This window comes from Mycobacterium colombiense, assembly GCF_001665835.1.
Lineage (GTDB): Bacteria > Actinomycetota > Actinomycetes > Mycobacteriales > Mycobacteriaceae > Mycobacterium > Mycobacterium colombiense_A.
The window spans coordinates 59,788-84,312 of record NZ_LZSX01000057.1 but is presented as its reverse complement, the minus strand read 5'-3'; the positions used below and the strand labels follow the sequence as shown (position 1 = coordinate 84,312).

Genomic DNA, 24,525 nt, shown 5'->3' with positions numbered 1-24,525 from the left:
TCGGCGGCGGTCGGTGCGATCAGCGGCACCAGCCGCGGCGCGGCGGCCAGCTGCGCGACCACCTCGGCCGGGATGAGGCCCTCAACCCCGGGCAAGACACCCGGCGTCGACACCTTGCCCTCCACGCTGGCCTGCTCCGCGATCACGTGGATCACCACATTGCCCTTACGCGCCGACGCGCCCATACCGCAGTCAGAACGGCCGCAGCCGCACACCAGCCGCGAACCGCCGGCGGCCAACGCCCCCAACGCATCCGCGCGCCGCTGCTTGACGGTGCGAGGATCGGCGTCGCACACGGTGGCGGCCAACTCATCGAGCCGGCGATCCAGGGCCCGCCCGTCGGCGCCCAAGACGCTTCCGGTCAGATACGCCATCCCCGACTCATTGGCGAGCACATCCACGTAGCGATCACTGACCGCGTCCTTGGCGCGCCGCACCGCATCGGCATCAACTAATGCGATCACCCGGTCCACGGCCGCACCCAGCCCACCGCGGGTCAGCGAGGGGCGCCGCGAGACGAGAGCCGCAACCTGCGCATCAACGCGGGTCAGCACGTCGGCATCGGTGATCAGCTCGGTGCGAAACACGATCGTCTGAAACGACCGGTAATCGATAAGGCCGGCCCGAAAGGCCTTGCCGACCTGCGGCAGTCGGTCGCGCATCGCCATCGCATAGCGCAGAGCTGTGCCCCATCGCCACGCTGCACCCCAACGCCGCACCCAACTGGGCGGCCACCGCATCCCACGCGTCCGCCGACCAGTCCGCGCGCTCCCCCGACTCCCGGCAACGCAACACCAACAAGTCACCGGCGGCGACCAGCCGCTCGGCGGCCGCGCGCGCCTCGGCACGCCCCGCCTCGCGCACCCGGTCGAGCAGCGCGGCCGACTCGGGCGTCGGACGGGAGGCATACCACCATTCGAACATAGGTTCGATATTAGTGGTTGCCACCGACAAGCCGCCGTTACGGCACCCGCGTGCGATGCCTCTTGTTGTGTGGCGGCACGCCGTTGACCCCACCGATGGACTCCGCGTAGCTGCCGACGGCGAAACCGACGCCAGAACCCATGACCGCCAACGCTTCCCGGTTGATGTTGTCGACGGTATCGCGTGGGCTCTGGAAGTTCGGATCGAACGGCACACCGGCCTGGCCGCCCCATAGTCGGGCCTGCACGGGGGTTTTCGGCTGCGAGGATCCGGTGGTCATACCGCCGACCGGCACGCCCGCGATCATGAAGGGGTGGTAGTCGGCCCTGGTGTCCAATGGCATTTCCGCGGGCCGCTTGCCGGAGAGATTCAGATAACCGGACAGGGTGCGTTCGATGCCGGCCGAGCCTTCGGGCACGTCCGCGGGCGAGACACCGGGCCCGGGCGGGCCGGACTGATCGCCGTCGTCGGTGAAGAATCCGGCGTTGGGCGAACCCAGCATGGTGAAGTTCAAGTACAGCGCGATGTCGTTGAGTTGCTCGCGGTCCATGCCGAACACGTAGTCCAGTACGCCGTTGCGGCCGTCTACATCGGCGCCCCAGAACACGAACCGCACCGCGTTGTTCACCGGAGCGAGCGGGCCCAGTTGCAGCGCCGTCTCCAGGACGGCGGCCACCCCGGAGCCGTCGTCGTTGATCCCGGGTCCGGCGCGCGAGCCGTCCAGGTGCGCACCCACCACGACGACGTCATGGGCCGACCCGGTTTTGGTCTGCGCCACGACGTTTCGGGAAGTGATCTTGACGTTCTGTGCATCCAGCACCAGACGTATCGGTGCGGTGGAGCCCGTCAGCGCGGCGGCGCCGGAGGAACCCAGCACGGCGACCGGCACGGTCAGCCGCTTGAAGTAGCCGGTGGTGAACAGCGTGGGTGGGGCTCCCCGCCCGGTGGGCGAACTGAGCACGATCAGGGCACTGGCGCCCTTGGCCACCGCGCTGTTCTGTTTGTCGACCACCGAACACTGGGCGTCATCGACGACGGCGATCGCACCCCTGGGCACCACGGCCGGGTAGTCGTTGGGTGCGCAACCCGACGGCCGCGTCGGCCGGATCGGTTGTCCGGTGAGTCCGCCGGGCGGCGTCTGAACCAGCAGCGAGGCCTGGTCGACGGGATAGGTGCGGCCCGCAACGGTCACCGCCGGCTTACCCAAGGACACGGTGTAGAGCCGGTCGAACTGCGGTATCTGTACGTCGAAACCCTTGTCGCGCAGGGCTTTAGCGACGTAGTCGACGCTGGCGTTGAAGCCCGGCGTTCCGTCCGCACGGTTGCCGCCGCTGGCGTTGGCGATGTTCTGCAGGGCACGCAGGTGCGTCAGCATGCCCTCGGCGTTCACCTTTTTGGCCAAACTGTGCCCGAGGTCCGGCGTCGCCGTCGGCGTACCCGGCCGCGTCGCCGAACAACCGGCCAACACGGCGATCAACAGCAGCGTCGCGCCCAGCCGGGAGATCATGACTTGTTGAGCACGTGCCGGGTGCGGTCGGCCATGACGGGGACCCCGTTATGCCCGCCGAGATCTTGCGCGTAGAGACCGATCGCGTAAGCCACGCCGCCACCGTTGATTCCCAGCGCGGTGCGGTCGACATGGTCGAGCGTGTCGGTCTGCTGGTGGTAGTTGGGATCGAACGGTTGGTCGGCGGTCCCGCCCCACAACTTGGCTTGGTCGGCGGACATCTTGCCCTCGGCGCCCGAGAACAGGCCGCCGGCGGGGATCCCTGCCAGGGTGAATCCGTCGTAGTCGGACCGTCCGTCGAACGAGGTGTCCTGCGCGGTCTTTCCGGCCGACTTCAGGTACGCGACCAGTGTCCGCTCGATGCCGGCCGAACCCTCGGGTACCACCGGCTGGCCGCGAGCGTCCGCGGGCAACGACTGGTCGCCGTCGTAGGTGAAGTAGCCGGGGTTCGGCGACGCGAGCATGTCGAAGTTCAGGTACAGCGCAATGTTTTTCAGCGCCGTCAGGTCCAGCGACTCGACATAGTTGCGCGATCCGATCAGCCCGAGTTCCTCGGCGCCCCAGAAGCCGAACCGCAGCGCGTTGTGCACTGAAGGCGAACTTCCCAGCCGCACAGCGGTTTCCAGCACCGCGGCCACGCCCGAGCCGTTGTCGTTGATGCCCGGCCCGGCGGGCACGCTGTCCAGGTGCGCCCCCGCCATCACCACGTCGGTAGCCGAGCCGGTCTTGGTCTGCGCAATCACGTTGCGGGCCCGGAAACTTTGGGCGCTGGCGTTGAGCTTGATCGTGGTTGGCCCCGGCTGCCCGCGCAGCTGCACGCCCACCGACTTGGTCACGCTCAGCACCGGCATCTTCACATCGGTGGCCGGCCCGAGCGTGCCGCCCATCTCTTGTTCGTCGACGTTATCGGCGATGATCATCGCCGCGGCGCCGCGCTGTGCGGCGGCGTCTTCCTTCTGGGCGAACGGGCAGGTGCCGCGGTCCACCAACACCACCGCGCCCTGCAGCGGCAGGTTCGCGTAGTCCGACGCCGCGCAGCCTAGGTTGTTCGCCGGTGCGACGACCAGCGGCCCGCTCACCCCTTCCGGCCCGGTGCCCAGGCTGAAGTCAAGTACGTGTGCCTCCACCGTCTTGCCGGCGACGGTGAGTACCGGCTTGTCGGCGTGGAACACCCGCGCCGAGAATTCGGGCGTCTGCACGTCAAATCCACTGCCGCGCAAGACGTTTACCACATAGTCGACGCTGGCCTCGTATCCGGATGTGCCCACCGCCCGGGTGCCGTTGTTGGCGTTGGCGATGTCTTGCAGCTTCGACAGGTGCGCCATCATCGCGTCGGCCGTGACCTTGTCGCGCAATGCCGAGGCAAATGCGCCCGCGGCCACGGGTGTTTGCTGCGAGCCAGACGACCGATGGAAGCAGCCGGTTGAGAACGCGGTCAGGGCGACCACGGCGACCAACGCCGGAATCGTCGTGGATTTGTTCACCATCGCGCCCCAGGTTAGACCGCGGCCTGAGCGGCCCGGTTCAGGACACGGCGGTATCAGACATACAGTGCGGTGAAGGGCGCGACGGGGATGTTGCGCACCACGAACCAGGCCAGCACCAGCGACAGTGTCACGACCGCGGCCCAGCGCCGGTGCTGCCAGCCACGGATCCGTCGGCCCACCAGGCGCCCGTAGGTCCAGGAGAAGTACGTCCACAGCAACAGCACGACAGCCGCCAGACCCAAAGCGTTGAACCTGGCGGCCGCCAAAAGATTGCCGTGCATAAGCGAATACACCATGCGTAAGCTGCCGCAGCCGGGACAGTCGATCCCCAACAACGCCTTGGTGGGGCATACCGGCAACGGGCCGTGCGGGGTGGTCGGATCACCCGCCCAGATGGCAGCGCACATCAACGTCGTGGATGCGGCCACCACCAGTGGTGCACCCAGATTCGCGTGCGCCGCCCCCCAGCGGGTCACCATGATCAGCTATTAGAACATCGCGGCGAGTGCCGCGTTGGTGTTCGTGTTCAGCGCACCGACCGCCATCAGGATGCCGTAGATGACGCCGACGACGACGCCGACGACCACCGACCAGATCACCCATTTCTTGGCGCTTTCGGCGGACGCCTGCGCCTCGGCGTAGCGGCCCTGCGCCCACAACCCATTGACCTGGCTCGACTTGACGATCGCCACGATTCCGAAGGGCAGACAGCAGAAGAGGGTGACCAGGATCGACCACACCAGATAGTTATTCGGCGCTTGGCCGGCCGGCTGCTGCGGCGGATAACCGGGCTGGGGCGGTGGCGGATAACCCGGTGGCGGAGGAGGGGGTTGTGTCATGGATTCTCCAGTCGAGAGAAGTTAGCTGGCGTAAAGCGGTGCTAACCATACCCGAGCGGACTCAGATCGGCACTAGCAATGAACAAAACTCGTTTTGCCGGCGCTGGCCGCAACGGGCCGGCGGCATCACCGCATTCGCCCAAAGTCGGGATTACAACACCGCCTCAACATAATTCATGGTCCTGCGCAACCACCGGCGCGGCACTATCATTTTCCTGGGCCTCTGCGTGCCCAGCCGAGGAAGGATGCCCACACAGACAATTGCCTGCGGAATGTATTGCATTACCACGACATAGCCCTACTATCCGTGTTTAGAAGCGGCCGTTAAGGAGCCATTCATGTCTGATTTCAGCAACGTGCTGAGGGCGGCGACGGCGACGGTGCTCACCGGCGGTTTGGCCTTAGCGGGTGGCCCGGCGAGCGCGGATCCGGCCACCACCGGGAACGCTTCGGATATCAACACGCTTGCGGCCTCGCTGTCGAAGGGCTACGGCCTGAACAACTGCACCGCCCAGAACATCGACCGCAGCACACAACTGGCGGTGCTCACCTGCGGGCAGAGCCCCGACCCGCGCGGCCCGGTGCAGGCCAAGTACGTGCTGTTCACCAATGCCGACAATCTGGCCACGTCGTTCAAGGCCACCATCAAAGAAGACGTCCTGACGCCGTGCGGGGATGCCGGCCAGTCGCCGTCCAACTGGCACAAGGACGGTTCGACCGCCAGCGCCGGGCAGGCGGCCTGCGGCACTTACCAAAACGGCGCCGAGATCATCTGGACCACGGACGCCAACAACACGCTGAGTTACCTGCGCGCGTCCAACACCGACGTTGCGGCGCTCTACCAGTGGTGGCGCGCCAATGGGTGAGGTTCCCGCTGTGCCGCAACCGATTCCGTGAACCGATACCGAGATACGTTCGCCCCTCTTTATTTCCATCAACCGCAGGGAGTCAGGAAAATGTCACACTGGAACACCGCGCTGCGAGTCGTGTCGGCCGCAACTTTCACAGGCAGTTTGGCTTTCGCGGGTGTTGGCGCCGCGAACGCCGAACCCAACACCGGTAACGCGTCGGACATGAACACGCTGGCCGCCTCGCTGTCGAAGGGCTACGGCTTGAACAACTGCAAGCCGCAAGAGCTCTCCGAAACCGGCGAACTGGCCGAACTGGTGTGCGGGCAGAGCCCCGACTCCAACGGACCGGGATCCGGCGTTTACGCGCTCTTCTCCAGCAGCACGAATCTGGGCTCCGCCTTCAGTTCCACCATCAAAGACGTGTCCCTGGCCGCGTGTGGGGACGCCGGGGCGTCGCCGGGGACCTGGAAGCAGAACGGCCAGACGGGCGGCCAGATCGCGTGCGGCACCTATAAGAACTACGCGACGTTGACCTGGACCACCGATGCCAAGAACGTGCTGGGTCACCTGACCGCAGCCAATTCCGATGTCAGCGCGCTCTACCAGTGGTGGCGCACCAACGGCTGACGCCTACAGCTGAGCCGCAATCAGATCCGCTACCGCGCGCATCCCGGCGGCGTTCGGGTGCAACGGAGCGGGACGTCCCGGGAGCGGGACACCGAAGCGGGCCGGCCGCGTCGTCCAGGGCTCGGCCGACCATGCGTGATGTTCGCGGCCCGCCGCGCCGGCGCGGATGATTTCGCAACCGGTCACCGCGGCGGCGTCGGCCGTCATCGTCTCCAGCGTGGCGGCCACGTGCCGGCCCAGGTCGGCATCGGCGGGTGACAGCGGCTCCGCCGGCACGCCCGGCGGCGGCAGCGTCGTCAGGTAGTCGACGAAGAAAATCCGTGCCCGGGTCGATCGCTGGCGCATTGCACGGCCGACCGCGCACAGCGATTCAAACACCGCGTCCAGGGCGCGATCCCGCGCCTCGCGATCCAGGAGTTCGGCGATGCGATCCCCCAGCAGCGGCACGTGACGCAGCGGACGCGGCAGTGACGCGGCCATCAACAGCGGAATGTAGCCGACGTCGTTGCCGCCGATGGTCACCGTGATCAGGCTCTCGGTGCCGTCCAGCGCGGTGATCTGCGGTGGCGCGCGGCGTTGGCGCTCGGCGAGCACCTGCGCGGTGGTCGCCCCGGAGAAGGTGACGTCGACCAGGTCGTGCTGGTATCGCCGCGCGATCAGGTGCGCGTAGTTGCGTGCCGATCGGCCCGACCACCGCGGAGCCCCCGCGGCGCGGGGCCGGATGCCCGGACCTGCGGCCATCGAACTGCCCAGCGCGACATAACGACTCATCGCTGTGGGCTCGACGCCTGCGCCCAGAACCGCTTCGGGATCCGTCCGGCGCGCCGGGCCAGATACCCGGCGGTGACGGCGGCGGCCATCGCGGCGGCCATCGCGGCCGGATCGGCGGCCCGGGTCACCGCGGTGGCCAACAGCACGGCGTCGCAACCCAATTCCATCGCCAGCGCGGCGTCGCTGGCGGTTCCGATGCCGGCGTCGAGCACCACCGGAACGCCGGCCCGGGCGACGATCATCTCGATGTTGTGCGGATTGGTGATGCCGAGGCCGGTGCCGATCGGCGAACCCAGCGGCATGACCGCCGCGCATCCGGCGTCCTCGAGCCGGCGCGCCAGCACCGGATCATCGTTGGTGTAGGGCAGCACGACGAACCCGTCATCGACCAATTGCTCTGCGGCTCGCACCAATTCGACGGCATCGGGCAGCAGCGTGCGTTCGTCGGCGATCACCTCGAGCTTGATCCAGTTGGTGCTCAGCGCCTCGCGCGCCAACTGGGCGGTGAGCACCGCCTCTGCGGCGCCGCGGCATCCCGCGGTGTTGGGCAGCGGCGTGATGCCCAGCCGGTTGAGCAGACCGAGCAACCCGGTGCCGCCCTCGGCGTCGACCCGGCGGATGGCGACGGTGGTCAGTTCGGTGCCCGAGGCCACCAGCGCCTCTTCGAGCACCGCGAGGTTGCTCGCTCCCCCGGTCCCCATGATGAGCCGCGACGCGAAGCTGCGGTCGCCAATCGTCAGTTTCGAGTCAGCCACCTTGCACCGCCGTCACTATCTCGAGCCGGGCACCATCGAAAAGTTCTGTGGCCCAACGAGACCGCGGTATCACCGCATCGTCCATGGCCACCGCTACGCCACGGTCCGGAAAACCCAACGAATCCAGCAGCGCGGCGACGGTGGTGTGCGCGTCGACGTCGACCTTTTTTTCGTTGACCACCACGATCATTGGCGCCGCTCCTCCTCATCGCTTCGCTGAAGCACCGTCGCTGCGCGGATCATCGGTGTGCTCCCACCGGGGCCAGTTCGGAAACGATCTGTTCTGCCGTCCAGGGCGCCAACAGGAACCCCGACCGGCCGTGGCCGGCGGCGACCAGCCTCCGCGCATCCAGGCGGTGCACCAGTGGCAGATTGTCGGGTGTCATCGGGCGCAGCCCGGCGGCGCACTCGGCCAGCTCGTATTCACCCAGCGCCGGCAGCACCGCGCACGCGTCGTCGAGCAGGTCACGCACCCCCGACACGACGGGGGCGGTGTCACGCCCGTGTTCGTATTGGGTGGCCCCGACGACCACCCCGTCGGCGCGCGGCACCAGGTACACCTGCCGTCCGTGCACGCGGGCGCGAACAACCCGCTGCGGCAACGGCATACAACCCTTGCGCCACCGCAGGCGCAGCACTTCGCCCTTGACAGGCCGCACCGGCAGGCCGGGCCACAGCGCCGGCGCGTCGATGCCGTTGGCGATCACCACCGCCTCGGCCTCGACGCCCGACAGGTCGCGGACCGGTGGCGCCCACGCCACCCCGAGGCGCTCGCACTCGGCGCCGAGCGCCTCCACCACCGCGCGGTTGTCCACGGCCAGTTCGGTGGGCGCCCGGAAGCCGTGCCGGATGCCCTGCGCCAGCAGGGGTTCGACGTCGCGGGCGGCCGACTCCCAGACCACCGGATGCCCCTGGGCGGACAACCATTCCGCGATGGTGCGCAGGTCCTCGACGTCGGCGCGGTCGACGGCCACCACCAGCGACTCGCGCGCGGTGACCACCTCGGCCGGCAGCCCGTCCAGGAAGCCGCCCTCGCGCCACAGCCGCAGCGATTCCATGCCCAGCCGCAACAACCGCTCTTCGCCGGGCCAGCCCTCGCTGTGCGGCGCCAGCATGCCGCCGGCGACCCAGGAGGCGCCCTTGTGGTCGCTGCGATGCACCCGCACCGACCACCCGGCCTGCGCGGCGCGGCGAGCCACCGCCAGCCCGATGACGCCACCGCCGATGACGGCCAGCGACCCCAGCGGGGGCCCCGAGGGCATCCCGGTCATTGTCGAGCCTCCCTTCGCCGGCATTACCCGGATCAGGTGTGACGGTAAGGGCAGGTCCGGAAGGGTCCGGCTGTGCCCACTCTCAGCCCCGCAGTCAGTCGACTACCCGGGACTCCCGTGTCTAGTAGTTCTCTTCGGCTCCACGCTAGCGCGCTAGCGTCACGGTGTGCAGCGTCCTACTGATACGCGACTCTCCGTCCTGGCCGGCGCGCGGCTGTATCTGTGCACCGACGCGCGCCGCGAACGCGGCGATTTGGCCGAGTTCGCCGACGCCGCCCTGGCCGGCGGCGTGGACATCATCCAGCTGCGCGACAAGGGCTCGGCCGGTGAGCAGCGGTTCGGCCCGCTCGAGGCGCGCGAGGAGCTGGCGGCGTGCCAGATCCTGGCCGACGCGGCCCGCCGGCACGGCGCGTTGTTCGCCGTCAACGACCGCGCCGACATCGCCCGCGCGGCCGGCGCCGACGTGCTGCACCTCGGGCAGGGCGACCTGCCGCCGGCCGTCGCCCGCGACATCGCCGGGCCGGACGTGCTGCTCGGGCTGTCCAGCCACGACCGCGAGCAGGCCGCCGCGGCGGCGCTCGGCGAAGCGGACTACTTCTGCGTCGGGCCGTGCTGGCCTACGCCCACCAAACCGGGCCGCCGGGCGCCGGGCCTGGGACTGGTGCGTGCCGCCGCCGAGTTCGGAACCGACAAGCCGTGGTTCGCGATCGGCGGCATCGACGAGCGGCGGCTGCCCGAGGTGCTCGACGCCGGCGCCCGACGCATCGTGGTGGTGCGGGCGATCACCGCGGCCCCCGACCCGCGGGCCGCGGCGCGGCGGCTCAGCTCGGCGCTGGCAGCAGCGAGCTGAGCCGGCGGGTCAGCTGCGAGGGTTCTTGGCCTGCATCACCGGGCGTGCACCAGACGAAGACGCCGGCCTCGATCTCGATGGTGCGCGGCAGGTATTGCCGTCGCTCGTCGCCGTGGTCCAGCGGCAACACCGCCGGCGCGGTGCGCAGCCGCTGCCAGCTGGCCGCGAAACCGGGATGCAGCGGCAGGTCGGCCACCTCGGTTTCGGCGACCCAGCGCATCTCGGCGCTTTCCCGGTTGGGCACGGTGTGCAGCAACTCATCGGCGTCGGCGACGACGGTGGTGTAGCTCCACTGCGTGCCGGCGATCCCGGCGACCGCGGCCGTGACCACCGTCGCGCGCACGGCGAGCCGCTCACCGACCAGCCCGGCCTCCTCGTTAGCTTCGCGGACCGCGGTCTCCTCCGGCGTTTCGTGGCTGTCCCGGGCGCCGCCGGGCAGCCCCCACGTCCCGCCCTGGTGACTCCACACCGCGCGATGCTGCAGCAGCACAGCGGGGGTGCCGTCGGGCTGCGGGGCCCGCAGCAGCAAACCCGCCGCTCCGAACCGACCCCAGTAATGGGCGCCGCTGTCGGAGATCACCCAACCGTCACCGTCGCCCTGCACGGATTCAGGATATGCAGACTTGGTTTGGGCGTCGTCAATTGCGTCCGCCTCCACCCATCCACCCGAACATGCTCTTAGACTTCGCTTATAGAGGTCCGTGCAGCGAAACGAAATGGCCGAGAGATGAGGGCTGATAAGACGTGACGGTTGAGCTGGCGCACCCGTCGACCGAGCCGCAGGGATCGCGGTCACCGGCCGAACCGGCTCATCCACGCTGGTGGTTCATCTCGACGACGCCGGGCCGCATCTTGACCATCGGGATCGTGCTGGCCGCGCTCGGCGGGATCAGCGCCTTCGCCACCTCGACCACCATCAACCACCGGCAGCAGGTGCTCACCACGGTGCTCAACCACACCGAGCCGCTGTCGTTCGCCGCCGGGCGGCTCTACACCACGCTGTCGGTCGCCGATGCCGCCGCGGCCACCGCGTTCATCGCCGAGGCCGAGCCGCAGCCGGTTCGCCAGCGCTACGAGCAGGCGATCACCGACGCGTCCGTCGCGGTGACGCGGGCCTCGAGCGGCCTCACCGACGAGCCGCTGATCCAGCTGCTGGGCCGGATCAACGCCGAGCTGGCCGTCTACACCGGCCTGATCGAAATCGCCCGGACCAACAACCGGGAGGGCAACCCGGTCGGGTCGTCTTACCTGTCGGAGGCGTCGGGGCTGATGCAAACGACGATCCTGCCCGACGCGGCGAAGCTGTATCAGGCGACGTCGGAGCGGGTGGACGCCGAGACCACCGCGTCGACGCAGATCCCGGCGCCGGTCATCATGGTGGTCGGCGCCACCGTGATCTTCGGCGCGTTCTCGCACCGCTGGCTGGCGCGGCGCACGCGGCGCCGAATCAACCCAGGGCTGGTGGTCGGCGCACTCGCTATTCTCGTCATGGTGGTTTGGGTTGGAACTGCGCTGACCATTTCTACGACGGCCAGTCGTAGCGCGAAGGACACTGCCGCGGAATCCCTCAAGACCGTCACCAACGTCGCGATCACCGCCCAGCAGGCGCGCGCCGACGAGACGCTGTCGCTGATCCGTCGCGGCGACGAGGAGAAACGCAAGCAGTCGTTCTATCAGCGCCTCGATTCCATGCACCGCCAACTCGACCAGTACATGTCCCGCAGCGACGCCGTGGACAAGCCGGACCTGGAAGGCGCCGATCAGCTGCTGCTGCGCTGGCGGCAGGCCAACGACCGGATCACCTCCTACATCTCGGTGGGTAACTACCGGGCCGCCACCCAGGTGGCGCTGGGCAGCAGCGAGGAGGACTCCACTCCGGCGTTCGACAAGCTGGAAGACGAGCTGGTCAAGGCCATGGACCAGGGCCGCATCCACCTGCGCAACGACGTGATCAACGCGCGCAGCGGGCTGTCCGGCGCCCAGGTCGGCGGCGTGGTGCTCAGCCTCGGCGCCGCCATCGCGGTGGCGCTGGGCCTGTGGCCGAGGCTGAAAGAGTATCGATGATGATCCGCCTGCCCCTGCTTCGCCGGGCGTGCACCGTGGCCGCCGTCGCGGTGGTGCTGGCGGGTTGCGGACACACGGAATCGCTGCAGGTAGCCAGCGTGCCGACGCTGCCGCCGCCGACACCGGTCGGCATGGAGCAGTTGCCGCCCCAGCCGCCACTGCCGCCCGACGGCCCGAATCAGAACTGCGACCTGACGGCCAGCCTGCGGCCCTTCGCCACCAAGGCGGAGGCGGACGCCGCGGTCGCCGACATCCGCGCCCGGGGCCGATTGATCGTCGGGCTCGACATCGGCAGCAATTTGTTCAGCTTCCGCGACCCGATCACCGGTGAGATCACCGGTTTCGACGTCGACATCGCCGGCGAGATCGCGCGCGACATCTTCGGGGCGCCGTCCCACGTCGAGTACCGGATCCTGGCGTCGGACGAACGGGTCACCGCGCTGCAGCGCTCGGAGGTCGACGTCGTGGTCAAGACCATGACCATCACCTGCGACCGGCGCAAAGACGTGAACTTCTCGACCGTCTACCTCGACGCCAACCAGCGCATCCTGGCCCCGCGCGACTCGTCGATCGTCAAGGTCGCCGACCTGTCCGGCAAGCGGGTCTGCGTGGCCAAGGGCACGACGTCGCTGCACCGCATCCAGCAGATCGACCCGCCACCGGTGGTGGTGTCGGTAATCAATTGGGCCGACTGCCTGGTGGCGATGCAGCAGCGCGAGATCGACGCGGTCAGCACGGATGATTCGATCCTGGCCGGGTTGGTCGAAGAGGACCCCTACCTGCACATCGTCGGGCCGAACATGGCCACCCAGCCCTACGGCATCGGGGTCAATCTGAACAACACCGGACTGGTGCGGTTCGTCAACGGAACCCTGGAACGGATCCGCCGCGACGGTACGTGGAACACGTTGTACCGCAAGTGGTTGACGGTGCTCGGGCCCGCGCCGGCCCCACCCGTACCGAGGTATCTGGACTGATGGCCGAGCCGGATAAGCAATCCGAGCAGCCGGAATCCGGCCCGGAAGACGTGGGCCCGGGCACCCAGCCGGCCGACGTCCAGACCGGTGGCGCGGCGACCGGACGGCTGCAGGCCACCCAGGCCCTGTTCCGTCCCGACTTCGACGACGACGATGACGACGACTTTCCGCACATCTCGCTGGGCGCCCTAGACGATCCGCAGGACCGCATGACGGTGGCGACGCGATCGCTGCCGGCGGTCCGGCAGCTCGGCGGGGGCCTGGTCGAGATCCCGCGCGGACGGGACATCGATCCGCGCGAAGCCCTGATGACCAATCCGGTAGTCCCGGAGTCCAAGCGCTTCTGCTGGAACTGCGGAAAACCGGTCGGCCGGTCCAGCAAGAAGGCCAAGGGCACGTCGGAGGGTTGGTGCCCGTCCTGCGGCAGCCCGTATTCGTTTCTGCCGCAGCTCAATCCGGGCGATATCGTCGCCAACCAGTACGAGGTCAAGGGCTGCATCGCGCACGGCGGCCTGGGCTGGGTGTATCTGGCGGTCGACCACAACGTCAACGACCGGCCGGTGGTGCTCAAGGGCCTGGTGCACTCCGGCGACGCGGAGGCGCAGGCGATCGCGATGGCCGAACGACAGTTTTTGGCCGAGGTGGTCCACCCGCAGATCGTGCAGATCTTCAACTTCGTCGAGCACGTCGACCAGCAAGGAAATCCGATCGGGCTCATCGTCATGGAGTACGTCGGCGGTCAGCCGCTCCGGCACGGGAAGGGTGAGAAGCTACCCGTCGCCGAGGCCGTCGCCTACCTGCTGGAAATCCTGCCCGCGCTGAGCTATCTGCACTCCATCGGCCTGGTCTACAACGACCTGAAGCCGGAGAACATCATGCTCACCGAAGAGCAGCTCAAGTTGATCGACCTGGGCGCGGTGTCACGGATCAATTCATTCGGATACCTTTATGGCACACCGGGTTTCCAGGCGCCCGAGATCGTGCGGACCGGCCCGACGGTCGCCACCGACATCTACACGGTGGGCCGCACGCTGGCCGCGCTCACACTGAACCTGCAGACGCGCAACGGCCGCTACGTCGACGGCCTGCCCGAGCACGACCCGGTGTTGACCACCTACGACTCCTTCCGCCGGTTGTTGCGCCGTGCCATCGACCCCGATCCGCGGCGCCGATTCTGCAGCACCGAGGAGATGTCCGCCCAGTTGATGGGTGTGCTGCGCGAGGTGGTCGCCTACGACAGCGGGGTGCCGCGGCCCGGCCTGTCGACCATCTTCAGCCCCAGCCGCTCGACGTTCGGAGTGGACCTGTTGGTCGCCCACACCGACGTATACCTGGACGGTCAGGTCCACTCGGAGAAGCTGACCGCCCGCGAAATCGTTACCGCACTGCAGGTTCCGCTGGTCGATCCGGCCGACGTCGCTGCCCCCGTCCTGCAGGCGACGGTGTTGTCCCAGCCGGTGCAGACCCTGGACTCGTTGCGCGCGGCCCGGCACGGCACGCTGGACGCCGACGGCGTCGAGGTGTCGGAGTCGGTGGAGCTGCCGCTGATGGAGGTCCGCGCGCTGCTGGATCTCGGCGACGTGGCCAAGGCCACCCGCAAGCTCGAGGACCTGGCCGAGCGGGTCGGCTGGCAATGGCGATTGGTGTGGTACAAAGCCGTCGCCGAGCTGCTCACCGGCGACTACGATTCGGCCACAATGCATTTCATCGAAGTGCTGGACACGTTCCCCGGCGAGCTGGCACCCAAGTTGGCGCTGGCCGCGACCGCTGAGCTGGCCGGGGACGTCGACGACCACAAGTTCTACGAGACGGTGTGGAAGACCAACGACGGGGTGATCTCGGCCGCGTTCGGGTTGGCCAGAACGCTGTCCGCGGAAGGGGATCGGGCCGCCGCGGTGCGCACGCTGGACGAGGTGCCGGCCACCTCCCGGCACTTCACCACCGCGCGGCTGACCAGCGCGGTGACGCTGCTGTCCGGCCGGACCAAGAGCGAGATCACCGAAGAGGACATCCGCGACGCGGCCCGGCGGGTGGAGGCGCTGCCGCCCACCGAGCCCCGCGTGCTGCAGATCCGCGCGCTGGTGCTGGGCTGTGCGATGGACTGGCTGGAAGACAACAAGGCGAGCACCAACCACATCCTCGGATTCCCGTTCACCGAGCACGGCTTGCGGCTGGGCGTCGAGGCGTCGCTGCGCAACCTGGCCCGCGTCGCCCCGACCCAGCGGCACCGCTACGCGCTGGTCGACATGGCGAACCGGGTCCGCCCCACCAGTACGTTCTAGGGGTTCGGGTTGGGCCGGGCCCCGGCTTGCGTCGAGTGTGAATCCTTGGCTTTGAGTGTGAACACCGGGCGGCGACACGCCGACAAACCCCGCCGTGGGTTCACACTCAAAGCCAAGGATTCACAGTCGATTTCGCCAGCGCCGCGCGCACCCGGCGCACGATGCCGGCGGGCCGGTCCTCGGCGACGACCCGGACGACGAGCCACCCCAGCTGCTCGAGCATCTCCATGCGCTGAATGTCTTTGACGTATTGCCTGCGGTCGGTGCGGTGTTGGTCGCCGTCGTACTCCACGGCGACCATCGACTGAGGCCAGCCCAGGTCGAGGTAGGCGACCGGAAGGCCGTCGGCCCCGAGCACGGGAATCTGGGTCTGCGGCCGGGGCAGGCCGGCGTCGATGAGGAGCAGCCGCAGATAGCTTTCCCGCGGCGACTGCGCACCCGGGTCGACCAAGTCGAGCGCGGCCTCCAGTCGCCGCAGCCCGGGCGTGCGCGGGTGCGCCTTGGCGATCCGCACCACGTCGTCGACCTTGAAACCCGTTGCGCGGGCGAGCGCGTCGAGTCGAACGACCGCCGAGCGCACGGCCCCGCGGCGGCCGATGTCGAACGCCGTTCGTTCGGCTGTGGTGACGGCGAGCCCGTCGTACAGCTGCGTCTCGCCAACACCCAGCGTTTCGCGACGCGTCAGCACCCCGTCCGGTGGACGCGTGTTGGTGTGTATCAGCTCAACCGGAACGTCGTCGGGGATCCACTGCGCGCCGTGCAGCGCCGCCGCGGCCGCTCCCCCGATGACCGCCTTGCGTCCCGACCACAACCACGCCGCCCAGGTGCGCACCCGCAGCGACGGCACCACGTGCTCGGGCACGTAGACGTCCGGAAAGATCGGCCGGTAGGTCGCCCGAAGCCGATGGCGACTCAGCCGTCCGGACGCCAGCTCCTCGCTACCGATCAGCGGCGCATCTCTCATGCGGCGACCATCGCACGTCGACCGGGCTCCGCGAGTACGCCTGTGCACAGATTCAACGCGCCCCGGAAAACGCCTCCTGCCAGGGGCTCAAGCGAATCGCAAGAAGCCACAGCAAATTTTCAGCTAAACACCGCACAGTTATCGCATGGCAGGCCAGTCCACCGCGTGGCTGACGACGGCACGCATGCTGCGCCGGGCCGGGTTCGGGGTGACCGGACCCGAGGTCGACGCCGCCTTCGGCCGGGACTGGCCCGGCCACGTGGATGCGATGCTGGCCACCGATCCCGACGCCGACCCTGGCGCGGTCGCGACCCCGATGCCCGCCCTGGCCGCGCCGAGTCCGCCGGGCAAGCGCGCCACGCCCGCCGCGCGCAAGCAGTACAACCAGCAGGTCACCGAACAGCTGGGTGTGCTGTCGGATTGGTGGATACGTCGCATGGTCGACGTGCGGCAGCCGGTGCACGAAAAGCTGACCCTGTTGTGGCACAACCACTTCGCCACGTCGGCGCAGAAGGTGCGGGTCGCCGCGTACATGGGCGCGCAGAATCAGAAACTGCGCGCGGGGTCGCTGGGTGATTTTCGCGCCCTGGCGTACGCGATGCTGACCGACGCCGCGATGCTGCGCTGGCTGGACGCGCAGAGCAGTACCGCCAAAGCACCCAACGAAAACCTGGCCCGCGAGTTCATGGAGCTGTTCGCGCTGGGACATGGCAACGGCTACACCGAGAGCGACGTGCGCAACGGTGCGCGGGCCCTGACGGGATGGGTGATCGGCGCCGGCGGTAAGACGTCGATGGCCCCCAAACGCCACGACGCGAGCGCCAAGACGCTGTTCGGGCAGAGCCGCAACTTCGATGCCGCCGGCTTCTGCGACGCGGTGCTGGCGCAACCCAAATCGGCCGAATACGTCGCCGGGCGGCTGTGGCAACAATTGGCGTCCGACGATCCGGCATCGCCACCGGTGCTCGACCGACTGGTCGCCGCGTACGGGCCCAACCGCGACCTGCGCGCGCTGACCCGGGCGATCCTCACCGACGACGAGTTCACCGGCAGCCGCTCCGCGGTGGTCAATACCCCGGCCGAATGGCTCGTCGGCGTCATCCGGGCCCTGCGGGTGCCGGTCAACGACCCCAAGCGGCTGAAGATGATCGACGCGACCCTGCGCACGCTGGGCCAGCGCCCGTTCTATCCGCCCAGCGTCGGGGGCTGGCCCAGCGGCCAGGTGTGGCTGTCGACCGCCAGCGCCGGGACCCGCCTGCGCGCCGCGACCCAACTGGCACATGCCGGCGACCTTTCCGGCGTCGAGGGCACGGCCGCCGGTGACCGCGTCGACGCGGTCGGCTATCTGCTCGGAGTCGGCTCCTGGTCGGACCGCACTGTCAGGGCGCTGCGGCCGCTGGTGCGACAACCGGCGCAGTTGGTCGCGGCCGCCGTCAACACTCCCGAATACCTGACGTCCTAGCGAGATCAGCCATGCCCGAGATCAACCGTCGCCGATTTCTGATCGCCAGCGCGGGCGCCGGCGCGGCCGGCCTGTTGTCCGCAACCGCGGCGGTCAACTGGCCGGACCTGATGCGCGCGGCACGGGACCGGCCGCTGGCCGACGGAGCCGGCGTCCTGGTGATCGCCACGCTCTACGGCGGTAACGACGGGATCAACACCGTGATCCCGTACGCGGACAACGCCTATCACGATGCTCGGCCCGAACTCGCCTACGCCCCAAGCGATGTCCTGCACCTCGATCAGCAACTCGGGCTCAACCCGGCGATGAAGGGACTGGCGGGGCTGTGGAACCACGGGCGGCTCGCCATCGTGCGCGGCGCGGGCTACCCGAAGCCCGACCACAGCCACTTCCGGTCGATGGACATCTGGCAGACGGCGTCACCGGCCGAGCCGGTGTCGACGGGCTGGATCGGCCGCTGGCTCGACGCCACCGGAGACGATCCGCTGCGGGCGGTCAACATCGGGGCGGTGCTGCCCCCGCTGGCAGTCGGCGCCAGGTGCACGGCCGCGGCGCTTTCGCCGGGCGGCGCGTCGGGCAAGGCGGAGAGGTTCGACGCGGTGATGGCCGCGCTGGGCAACGACGACCCCGGCGACACGCCGGCGATGGCCGCCGTGTGCAAGGCCTACCGCGCCGCGCGCACGGCGGATGCCGCCTTCGCCTCGGTGAAACCCGCCGCCAAGGAGCACAATTCACTGTCCGCGCAGCTGAGCATGGTGGCCCAGGCCATCAAGGCCCGCGTCCCCACCCGGGTCTACACGGTGCAATTGGGCGGCTTCGACACCCACGCCGGCGAACGCGGGACCCAGCAGCGTCTCCTGCAGACATTCGACGAGGCGGTGACCGCGTTCGTCCAGGAGATGGCCGGCCGCGACGTGGTGTTGCTGGCGTACTCGGAATTCGGGCGCCGGGTGCGGGCCAACGCCTCGCAGGGCACCGACCACGGCACGGCCGGTCCCGTCTTCATCGCGGGTGCCCCGGTCAACGGCGGCTTCTACGGGGAGCAGCCCAGCCTCACCGACCTCGACAACGGAGACCTGAAGTACACCACCGATTTTCGCGACATCTACGCCGAGGTGCTGGCGCGAACGGTCGGGGCCGATCCCACGCCCTCGGTCGGCACCGGACGAAACAGTCTCGGCTTCCTATCCGCCTAGCACGTGCACGCAGTCCCGGGCGATGGCCAGCTCTTCGTTCGTCGGGACCACCAGCACGGCGACCGGCGAATCGTCGGCGGAGATCTGGCGTGCGCCCTTGCCGCCGCCCAGGTTGCGGCGCTCGTCGAGCACGATGCCCAGCTCCTCCATGCCGGCCACGGCGTCGCGGCGCACCGCCGGGTCGTGCTCGCCGATCCCCGCGGTGAAGCTGATGACATCGGTGTGCCCCAGCACCGCCAGGTAGGCGCCGATGTACTTGCGCAGCCGATGCGTGAATACGCTGTAGGCCAATTGCGCTGCGGCGTCGCCGGATTCGATCATCGTCCGCAGCCGGCGGAAGTCGCGCTCACCGGACAGGCCCAACACCCCCGAGCGCTGGTTGAGCATCGCCTCGACGTCGTCGACCCCCATCTTGGCCGTGTGCGAGAGGTAGCCGACCACACTGGGGTCGATGTCGCCGCTGCGGGTGCCCATCACCAGACCTTCCAGCGGCGTCAAGCCCATCGAGGTGTCCAGCGGCCGGGTACCGGCGATGGCCGAGGCGGAGCAGCCGTTACCCAGGTGCAGCACAATCTGTTTCAGGTCACCGACCGATCGGTCCAGGAACGCGGCGGCCTGCTCGCTGACGTAGCGGTGCGACGTCCCGTGAAACCCGTACCGTCGGATCTGATACCGCTGCGCCAGGTCGCGATCGATGGCGTAGGTGGCCGCCGCGGGCGGCAGGTCGTGAAAGAAGCCGGTGTCGAACACCGCGATGTGGGCGAGGTCGGGCAGCAATTTGCGCGCCACCTCGATGCCCTTGAGGGCGGGCGGATTGTGCAGCGGGGCCAGCTCCGACAGTTCGTCGAGCCGGCCGATCACCGCGTCGTCCAGCAGCGTGGGTTGATAGAAAGTGTTGCCGCCGTGTACCACCCGATGGCCCACCGCGACGATGCCGCTCGCCTGCAGGTCGATGCCGTCGTCGGCCATCGTGTCGAACGCACGGCGCAGCGCGGCGTCGTGGTCGGGAACCGACGACGACTCCTCCCCGATCCGCTCGACGAGGCCCGTCGCCCGGGCGGCGCCCGAATCCGGATCGACCACTTGGTATTTCAGGGATGACGAGCCGGAGTTGATCACCAGCACCAGGCGCGTGTCGCTGCTGCCCGCCACGGCTACCCCTGGGCCTGGATCGCCGTGATGGCCACGGTGTTCACGATGTCTTCGACCAGCGCACCCCTGGACAGGTCGTTCACCGGCTTACGCAGGCCCTGCAGCACGGGCCCGATGGCTAGCGCGCCGGCGCTGCGCTGCACCGCCTTGTAGGTGTTGTTGCCGGTGTTGAGGTCGGGGAAGATCAGCACGGTGGCGCGGCCGGCCACCGGCGAGTCGCGCAATTTGGTCGCCGCGACCGACGGTTCGATCGCGGCGTCGTACTGGATGGGTCCTTCCACCGGCAGGTCGGGGTTGCGTTGCCGAACCAATTCGGTTGCCGTCCTTACCTTGTCGACGTCAGCACCGGTACCCGAGTCGCCGGTCGAGTACGACAGCATCGCCACCCGCGGTTCGATACCGAACTGCGCGGCGGTGCGGGCCGACGAGATCGCGATGTCGGCCAGCTGCTCGGGTGTCGGATTCGGGATGATCGCGCAGTCGCCGTACGCCAGCACCCGATCGGGCAGGCACATCAGGAAGATGCTGGACACCGTCGAGACGTCCGGGACCGTCTTGATGATCTCGAACGCGGGCCGAACGGTGTGCGCGGTGGTGTGCGCGGCGCCCGACACCATGCCGTCCACATGGGCGTTGTGCACCAGCATGGTGCCGAAATACGTTGCGTCACGCATGGCCTCGCGGGCCTGCTCGACGGTGACGCCCTTGGCCTTGCGCAACTCGGCGTACTGGTCGGCGAACTCGTCGCGCAACCCGCTGGTGCGCGGATCGATCACCGTGGCGTCACCCAAGTCCACGCCGAGTTCCCCCGAACGCTGGCGGATTCGAGCCTCGTCGCCCAGGATGGTCAGGTCGGCGACGCGGCGCTGCAGCACCCGTCCGGCGGACCGCAGGATCCGGTCGTCGTCGCCTTCGGGAAGCACGATGTGCTTGCGATCCGAACGTGCCTGCAGCGTCAGCTGGTGAATGAACATCTGCGGCGTGGTGACGGTGGGGATCGGAATAGCAAGCTGCGCAAGCAGATCGGTGACGTCGACGTGGCTGTCCATCAGCTCCAGCGCGGTGTCGATCTTGCGCTGCGAGTTCGCACTGACCCTGCCCCTCGCCGAGGCTGCCGCGCCGGCGGTGTCGTAGGTGCCCAGTGCGGTCGCGACGATCGGTAGCCGCAGCCGAAGTCCCGCGACCAGCGCGGCGATGGACGGATGCAGCGCGAAGCCGCCGTTGAGCACGATGCACGACAGCGACGGAAACCCTTCCGCGGCATGGGCGCTGGCGACGGCGAGCACCACGTCCGAGCGGTCTCCGGGCGTGATGACCGCGATGCCGTCGCGCAGCCGTTCCAGGACGTGGTCGGCGGTCATCCCGGCGACCAGCACGCCGGTGACCTCACGTTCGCGCAGCGACTCCTCGCCGCTGACCGGCGTTCCGCCGACCGCCTTCTCCAGCTCGGCCACCGTCGGCGCCGACAGCAACGGCTCGTCGGGCAGCACGTAGCTGCGCTGGGCGAATTTGCGCAGGGCCGCGGCGATGTCGGTCAGTCCGGCCGGATCACAGCGGTTGGCCACCACCGCCGCGGTGTGGGCGTGCTGGGCGTCCAGCTCGGCCAGGCAGACGTCGATGACGCTGGCGATCTCGGCGGCCGTGCGTCCCTTGCCGCTGACCGTCAGCAGCAGGGGCGCACCGAGGTTGACCGCGATACGCGCGTTGGTGGAAAGCTCCGCGGGCCGCGTCACGTCGGTGTAGTCGCTGCCGACGATCACCACGACGTCGCACGCGTCGGCCACGGCGTGGTAGGCGTCGACGATGCCGGCGAGGGCGGCGTCACCGTCGGCGTGCAGCTGCTGATAGGTGACGCCGACGCACTGCTCGTACGACAGGCCCGCGGTGGTCCGCGTCAGGAGCAGTTCCAGGATGTAGTCGCGCTCGTCGCCGTCTGAGCGCGTAATGGGCCGGAACACACCGACTTTCGCGACCGTCGCGGTCAACCGGTGCAGCAGTCCGAGGGCGATGGTCGACTTGCCGGTCTCCGGCTCGGGGGAGGCGATGTAGATCGCTGTCACTGAACTGACACAGCGCCGGAGACCATTCGCCCGCCCCTCAGGCCAGCCGCCGCAGCCGCGGCGCCAGGTCCCTCTCGAAGAGCTCCAGGAACCGGCGCTGGTCGTGGCCGGGCGCATGGAACACCAGGTGGTTGAGGCCCCACGTCACGTACTGGCCGACCTTTTCGACCGCCTCGTCGGGGTCGGACGCCACGATCCAGCGCTTGGCGACCTGCTCGATGGGCAGCTCGTCGGCGGCCTTCTCCATCTCCAGCGGATCGTGAATGCTGGTCTTCTGCTCTGCCGTCAGCGACAGCGGTGCCCAGAACCGGCAGTTCTCCAGGGCCTTGTCCGGGTCGGTGTCATAGGAGATCTTGATCTCGATCATCCGGTCAATGTCGTCCGGGTTCTTTCCGGCCGCCTCCGCGCCCTCCTTCATGGCGGGCATCAGCTTGTCCTTGTACAGCTCCTCGCCCTTGCCGGAGGTGCAGATGAAGCCGTCGCCGGCCCGACCCGCGTACTTGGCCACCTGCGGGCCGCCCGCGGCGATGTAGATCGGGATGCCGCCCTCCGGAACGTCGTAGATGGAGGCGCCCTTGGTGTGGTAGTACTCGCCCTCGAAGTCGACGCGGTCTCCGAGCCACAGTTCGCGCATCAGCCGCACCGATTCGCGCAGCCGGGCATAGCGTTCCTTGAACTCCGGCCACTCGCCCTCGTAACCGGTGGCAATCTCGTTGAGCGACTCGCCGGTGCCCACGCCGAGGAAGATGCGGTCCGGGTACAGGCAGCCCATCGTGGCGAACGCCTGCGCGATGACCGCGGGGTTGTAGCGGAAGGTCGGGGTGAGCACCGAGGTGCCCAGCACCAGCCTCTTGGTGCGCTCGCCGACGGCGGTCATCCAGGCGAGCGAGAACGGGGCGTGTCCACCCTCGTGCCGCCACGGCTGGAAGTGGTCACTGACGGTGGCGCTGTCCATGCCGTGCCCTTCGGCGGCGACAGCGAGTTCGACGAGCTCGCGCGGTGCAAATTGTTCAGCGGACGCTTTGTATCCGAGTTTCAGTTCAGCCACGAGTCTTTTCTACTCCTCGGGCGGATCGCGGGCGCGGCTGAGCCGCGCTTGCGGTCGCTCCTACACTCGCGGGCATGGGATCGGCGCCGACTCTCGTTCAAGTGACCGACACGGTGTACCTCGCTCGGGGCGAGGCCGTTAACTGGACGCTGGTCGTCGACGGCACCGGCGTGCTGCTGATCGACGCCGGATATCCCGGCGACCGCGAGGCCGTGTTGTCGTCGCTGCGGGAGCTGAGCTATGGCCCCGGCGACGTGCGCGCCGTCCTGCTCACCCACGCCCACATCGACCACCTGGGCTCGGCGATCTGGCTCGCCAGCGAATACGGCACCGACGTGTACTGCCATGCCGACGAAGTGGGGCACGCCAAGCGGGAGTACCTGGAGCAGGCGTCGGTTTTCGATGTCGCCCTGCGCATTTGGCGGCCGCGCTGGGCGGCCTGGGGTCTGCACGTGCTGCGTAGCGGCGGCCTGATTCGCGACGGCATCCCATCCACCCGGCCGCTGACCGCCGAGGTGGCCGCGGGCCTGCCGGGCCACCCCAGTGCGGTGTTCACCCCCGGGCACACCAGCGGGCACTGCTCGTACGTGGTGGACGGCGTGCTGGTCAGCGGCGACGCGCTGATCACCGGGCACCCGTTGCTGCGCCGCGGCGGGCCGCAGCTGCTGCCGGCGGTGTTCAGCCACAGCCAGCAGAATTCGCTGCGCAGCCTGGACGCGCTGGCCCTGCTGGACACCGAGGTCTTGTTGCCCGGGCACGGCGACGTGTGGCGCGGCCCCATCCGGGAAGCGACCGCACGCGCCATCTCGCTGGCTCAGTGACCACATCGGCACCGCCAGAGTTCCTACTGCGTGACCCTCAAACTTGCTAGCACATCCGCTAGCTGATACCGGAAGTGCTATATCCCTTGAAAGCCGTTGGGGCGGCACTCAAGTCAGGTGAGCCACTTCTCGAATGCGATCGGCAGGAACGGGCCCCACGACGGCAGCGGGTCCGGCGCTATCCGGGTATACCCGGTCGCGTCATAGAGCGCCTCGGCCTCGGGCTGCCGGTTGCCGGTGATCAGGTAGAGCCGCCGATACCCGCGCGCCCGGGTCTCGGCCTCCAGCGCCGCCAGCAGCTCCCTGGCGTAGCCGCGGCGCCGGTGGGCGCCGTCGGTCCAGATCCGCTTGAGCTCCGCGGTGTCGGCGTCGTAGCGACGAAACGCGCCGCCGGTCACCGGCACGCCGTCCACCAGGCCGATCAGCAGCCCGCCGTCCGGCGGCGCCAGCTCGGCCTGCGGCACGGGCAGCCAGGTCAGGTGGGTGCTCGGCGTGCCGCCGTATCGCTGCGCATACTCGACGGCCAGCTCGGCCAGCAGCGGTTGCGCCAGCGGGTCGTCGTGGTTCGCCGACACGAACCGCAGCAGGCCGTGCGGCGGGCTTGATTCCGGCATCAC

Annotated in this window: 23 protein-coding genes, 1 pseudogene and 1 riboswitch; of the genes and pseudogenes, 9 read left to right on the top strand and 15 right to left on the bottom strand. The window is 68.8% G+C overall.

All coding sequences use genetic code 11. The features are described 5' to 3' along the window. From A5760_RS11635 to A5760_RS11615, 5 genes and pseudogenes are all read right to left on the bottom strand, one after another. Positions 1-924, bottom strand: a pseudogene (locus A5760_RS11635) (13E12 repeat family protein); the annotation flags it as partial. 37 nt (positions 925-961) lie between these two features. Beyond that, positions 962-2,431, bottom strand: a complete 1,470-nt coding sequence (locus A5760_RS11630) for a M28 family peptidase (RefSeq protein WP_064880785.1) — start codon at positions 2,429-2,431, stop codon at positions 962-964. Further along, positions 2,428-3,918 carry a M28 family metallopeptidase gene (locus A5760_RS11625; RefSeq protein ID WP_064880783.1) on the bottom strand — a complete coding sequence of 497 codons (1,491 nt, stop codon included), beginning with the start codon at positions 3,916-3,918 and terminating at the stop codon, positions 2,428-2,430. The genes A5760_RS11630 and A5760_RS11625 overlap by 4 nt, the downstream gene beginning before the upstream one ends. A gap of 53 nt (positions 3,919-3,971) precedes the next feature. Then, a complete protein-coding gene (locus tag A5760_RS11620) occupies positions 3,972-4,397 on the bottom strand; it encodes a DUF2752 domain-containing protein (protein WP_064880781.1) in 426 nt (141 codons plus the stop codon). 9 nt (positions 4,398-4,406) lie between these two features. Then, positions 4,407-4,757 (bottom strand): CD225/dispanin family protein, encoded by a 351-nt coding sequence (locus A5760_RS11615; protein ID WP_064880779.1) that lies wholly within the window; start codon positions 4,755-4,757, stop codon positions 4,407-4,409. A 338-nt stretch (positions 4,758-5,095) separates the two neighbouring features. Here A5760_RS11615 and A5760_RS11610 point away from each other — a divergent pair, with 338 nt between their 5' ends. Together A5760_RS11610 and A5760_RS11605 are read left to right on the top strand one after the other, a co-directional pair. After that, the gene (locus A5760_RS11610; RefSeq protein WP_064880777.1) at positions 5,096-5,623 is read left to right on the top strand and encodes a hypothetical protein; all 528 of its coding nucleotides are present in this window, start codon (positions 5,096-5,098) and stop codon (positions 5,621-5,623) included. Between the two features lie 90 nt (positions 5,624-5,713). Further along, positions 5,714-6,235 (top strand): hypothetical protein, encoded by a 522-nt coding sequence (locus tag A5760_RS11605; protein ID WP_064880775.1) that lies wholly within the window; start codon positions 5,714-5,716, stop codon positions 6,233-6,235. A gap of 3 nt (positions 6,236-6,238) precedes the next feature. On the opposite strand, the gene A5760_RS11600 is transcribed toward A5760_RS11605, so the two are convergent. From A5760_RS11600 to thiO, 4 genes are read right to left on the bottom strand one after another with little or no spacing between them, the layout of a single operon-like run. Further along, a complete protein-coding gene (locus A5760_RS11600) occupies positions 6,239-7,006 on the bottom strand; it encodes an SGNH/GDSL hydrolase family protein (RefSeq protein ID WP_064880773.1) in 768 nt (255 codons plus the stop codon). Next, on the bottom strand, positions 7,003-7,761 hold the full coding sequence (locus tag A5760_RS11595) for a thiazole synthase (protein WP_064880772.1): 759 nt from the start codon (positions 7,759-7,761) through the stop codon (positions 7,003-7,005). The genes A5760_RS11600 and A5760_RS11595 overlap by 4 nt, the downstream gene beginning before the upstream one ends. After that, entirely contained in the window at positions 7,754-7,951 is a 198-nt protein-coding gene (gene thiS, locus A5760_RS11590) for a sulfur carrier protein ThiS (RefSeq protein ID WP_064880770.1), read from the bottom strand. Before thiS ends, A5760_RS11595 begins: the two co-directional genes overlap by 8 nt. A gap of 49 nt (positions 7,952-8,000) precedes the next feature. Further along, entirely contained in the window at positions 8,001-9,023 is a 1,023-nt protein-coding gene (gene thiO / locus A5760_RS11585) for a glycine oxidase ThiO (RefSeq protein ID WP_064880804.1), read from the bottom strand. A gap of 1 nt (position 9,024) precedes the next feature. Next, positions 9,025-9,161: riboswitch (TPP riboswitch) on the bottom strand. A 37-nt stretch (positions 9,162-9,198) separates the two neighbouring features. Between thiO and thiE the strand changes: the two genes are divergently transcribed. Next, entirely contained in the window at positions 9,199-9,882 is a 684-nt protein-coding gene (gene thiE / locus A5760_RS11580; protein ID WP_064880768.1) for a thiamine phosphate synthase, read from the top strand. Here thiE and A5760_RS11575 read toward each other — a convergent pair. Then, positions 9,854-10,486 carry an NUDIX hydrolase gene (locus A5760_RS11575; protein ID WP_064880766.1) on the bottom strand — a complete coding sequence of 211 codons (633 nt, stop codon included), beginning with the start codon at positions 10,484-10,486 and terminating at the stop codon, positions 9,854-9,856. The two genes, thiE and A5760_RS11575, sit on opposite strands and share 29 nt — an antisense overlap. A gap of 140 nt (positions 10,487-10,626) precedes the next feature. Here A5760_RS11575 and glnX point away from each other — a divergent pair, with 140 nt between their 5' ends. From glnX to A5760_RS11560, 3 genes are read left to right on the top strand one after another with little or no spacing between them, the layout of a single operon-like run. After that, the gene (glnX, locus tag A5760_RS11570) at positions 10,627-11,946 is read left to right on the top strand and encodes a protein kinase G-activating protein GlnX (RefSeq protein ID WP_064880764.1); all 1,320 of its coding nucleotides are present in this window, start codon (positions 10,627-10,629) and stop codon (positions 11,944-11,946) included. Further along, positions 11,946-12,923: a glutamate ABC transporter substrate-binding protein gene (locus A5760_RS11565; RefSeq protein WP_064880762.1), complete on the top strand. Its 978-nt coding sequence runs from the start codon at positions 11,946-11,948 to the stop codon at positions 12,921-12,923. Before glnX ends, A5760_RS11565 begins: the two co-directional genes overlap by 1 nt. Beyond that, positions 12,923-15,205 carry a serine/threonine-protein kinase PknG gene (locus tag A5760_RS11560; protein WP_064880760.1) on the top strand — a complete coding sequence of 761 codons (2,283 nt, stop codon included), beginning with the start codon at positions 12,923-12,925 and terminating at the stop codon, positions 15,203-15,205. The genes A5760_RS11565 and A5760_RS11560 overlap by 1 nt, the downstream gene beginning before the upstream one ends. 106 nt (positions 15,206-15,311) lie before the next feature. Here A5760_RS11560 and A5760_RS11555 read toward each other — a convergent pair whose 3' ends face one another. Further along, entirely contained in the window at positions 15,312-16,169 is an 858-nt protein-coding gene (locus tag A5760_RS11555) for an endonuclease domain-containing protein (protein WP_064880758.1), read from the bottom strand. 145 nt (positions 16,170-16,314) lie between these two features. Here A5760_RS11555 and A5760_RS11550 point away from each other — a divergent pair, with 145 nt between their 5' ends. Next, positions 16,315-17,631, top strand: a complete 1,317-nt coding sequence (locus A5760_RS11550; protein ID WP_064880756.1) for a DUF1800 domain-containing protein — start codon at positions 16,315-16,317, stop codon at positions 17,629-17,631. A gap of 11 nt (positions 17,632-17,642) precedes the next feature. Further along, on the top strand, positions 17,643-18,827 hold the full coding sequence (locus tag A5760_RS11545) for a DUF1501 domain-containing protein (protein WP_064880754.1): 1,185 nt from the start codon (positions 17,643-17,645) through the stop codon (positions 18,825-18,827). Here the strand turns inward: A5760_RS11545 and A5760_RS11540 are convergent. From A5760_RS11540 to fgd, 3 genes are read right to left on the bottom strand one after another with little or no spacing between them, the layout of a single operon-like run. Beyond that, positions 18,816-19,952: an acetate kinase gene (locus A5760_RS11540; RefSeq protein ID WP_155764304.1), complete on the bottom strand. Its 1,137-nt coding sequence runs from the start codon at positions 19,950-19,952 to the stop codon at positions 18,816-18,818. The two genes, A5760_RS11545 and A5760_RS11540, sit on opposite strands and share 12 nt — an antisense overlap. A 29-nt stretch (positions 19,953-19,981) precedes the next feature. Then, complete coding sequence (gene pta, locus A5760_RS11535) at positions 19,982-22,039, bottom strand: phosphate acetyltransferase (protein ID WP_064880750.1); 2,058 nt, start codon at positions 22,037-22,039, stop codon at positions 19,982-19,984. Between the two features lie 37 nt (positions 22,040-22,076). Then, complete coding sequence (fgd, locus tag A5760_RS11530; RefSeq protein ID WP_064880748.1) at positions 22,077-23,087, bottom strand: glucose-6-phosphate dehydrogenase (coenzyme-F420); 1,011 nt, start codon at positions 23,085-23,087, stop codon at positions 22,077-22,079. A gap of 74 nt (positions 23,088-23,161) precedes the next feature. Between fgd and A5760_RS11525 the strand changes: the two genes are divergently transcribed. Next, positions 23,162-23,908, top strand: coding sequence for an MBL fold metallo-hydrolase (locus A5760_RS11525; RefSeq protein ID WP_064880746.1), 747 nt, complete (start codon positions 23,162-23,164; stop codon positions 23,906-23,908). A gap of 113 nt (positions 23,909-24,021) precedes the next feature. Here A5760_RS11525 and A5760_RS11520 read toward each other — a convergent pair whose 3' ends face one another. Next, on the bottom strand, positions 24,022-24,525 hold the full coding sequence (locus A5760_RS11520; RefSeq protein WP_064880744.1) for a GNAT family N-acetyltransferase: 504 nt from the start codon (positions 24,523-24,525) through the stop codon (positions 24,022-24,024).

What these genes read in the sequence shown, in the direction of transcription:
- A5760_RS11630 (WP_064880785.1), bottom strand. Translation starts at nt 2,431, where the DNA reads ATGATCTCCCGGCTGGGCGCGACGCTGCTGTTGATCGCCGTGTTGGCC.
- A5760_RS11625 (WP_064880783.1), bottom strand. Translation starts at nt 3,918, where the DNA reads ATGGTGAACAAATCCACGACGATTCCGGCGTTGGTCGCCGTGGTCGCC.
- A5760_RS11620 (WP_064880781.1), bottom strand. Translation starts at nt 4,397, where the DNA reads ATGGTGACCCGCTGGGGGGCGGCGCACGCGAATCTGGGTGCACCACTG.
- A5760_RS11615 (WP_064880779.1), bottom strand. Translation starts at nt 4,757, where the DNA reads ATGACACAACCCCCTCCTCCGCCACCGGGTTATCCGCCACCGCCCCAG.
- A5760_RS11610 (WP_064880777.1), top strand. Translation starts at nt 5,096, where the DNA reads ATGTCTGATTTCAGCAACGTGCTGAGGGCGGCGACGGCGACGGTGCTC.
- A5760_RS11605 (WP_064880775.1), top strand. Translation starts at nt 5,714, where the DNA reads ATGTCACACTGGAACACCGCGCTGCGAGTCGTGTCGGCCGCAACTTTC.
- A5760_RS11600 (WP_064880773.1), bottom strand. Translation starts at nt 7,006, where the DNA reads ATGAGTCGTTATGTCGCGCTGGGCAGTTCGATGGCCGCAGGTCCGGGC.
- thiS (WP_064880770.1), bottom strand. Translation starts at nt 7,951, where the DNA reads ATGATCGTGGTGGTCAACGAAAAAAAGGTCGACGTCGACGCGCACACC.
- thiO (WP_064880804.1), bottom strand. Translation starts at nt 9,023, where the DNA reads ATGCCCTCGGGGCCCCCGCTGGGGTCGCTGGCCGTCATCGGCGGTGGC.
- A5760_RS11565 (WP_064880762.1), top strand. Translation starts at nt 11,946, where the DNA reads ATGATCCGCCTGCCCCTGCTTCGCCGGGCGTGCACCGTGGCCGCCGTC.
- A5760_RS11560 (WP_064880760.1), top strand. Translation starts at nt 12,923, where the DNA reads ATGGCCGAGCCGGATAAGCAATCCGAGCAGCCGGAATCCGGCCCGGAA.
- A5760_RS11555 (WP_064880758.1), bottom strand. Translation starts at nt 16,169, where the DNA reads ATGAGAGATGCGCCGCTGATCGGTAGCGAGGAGCTGGCGTCCGGACGG.
- A5760_RS11550 (WP_064880756.1), top strand. Translation starts at nt 16,315, where the DNA reads ATGGCAGGCCAGTCCACCGCGTGGCTGACGACGGCACGCATGCTGCGC.
- A5760_RS11545 (WP_064880754.1), top strand. Translation starts at nt 17,643, where the DNA reads ATGCCCGAGATCAACCGTCGCCGATTTCTGATCGCCAGCGCGGGCGCC.
- A5760_RS11525 (WP_064880746.1), top strand. Translation starts at nt 23,162, where the DNA reads ATGGGATCGGCGCCGACTCTCGTTCAAGTGACCGACACGGTGTACCTC.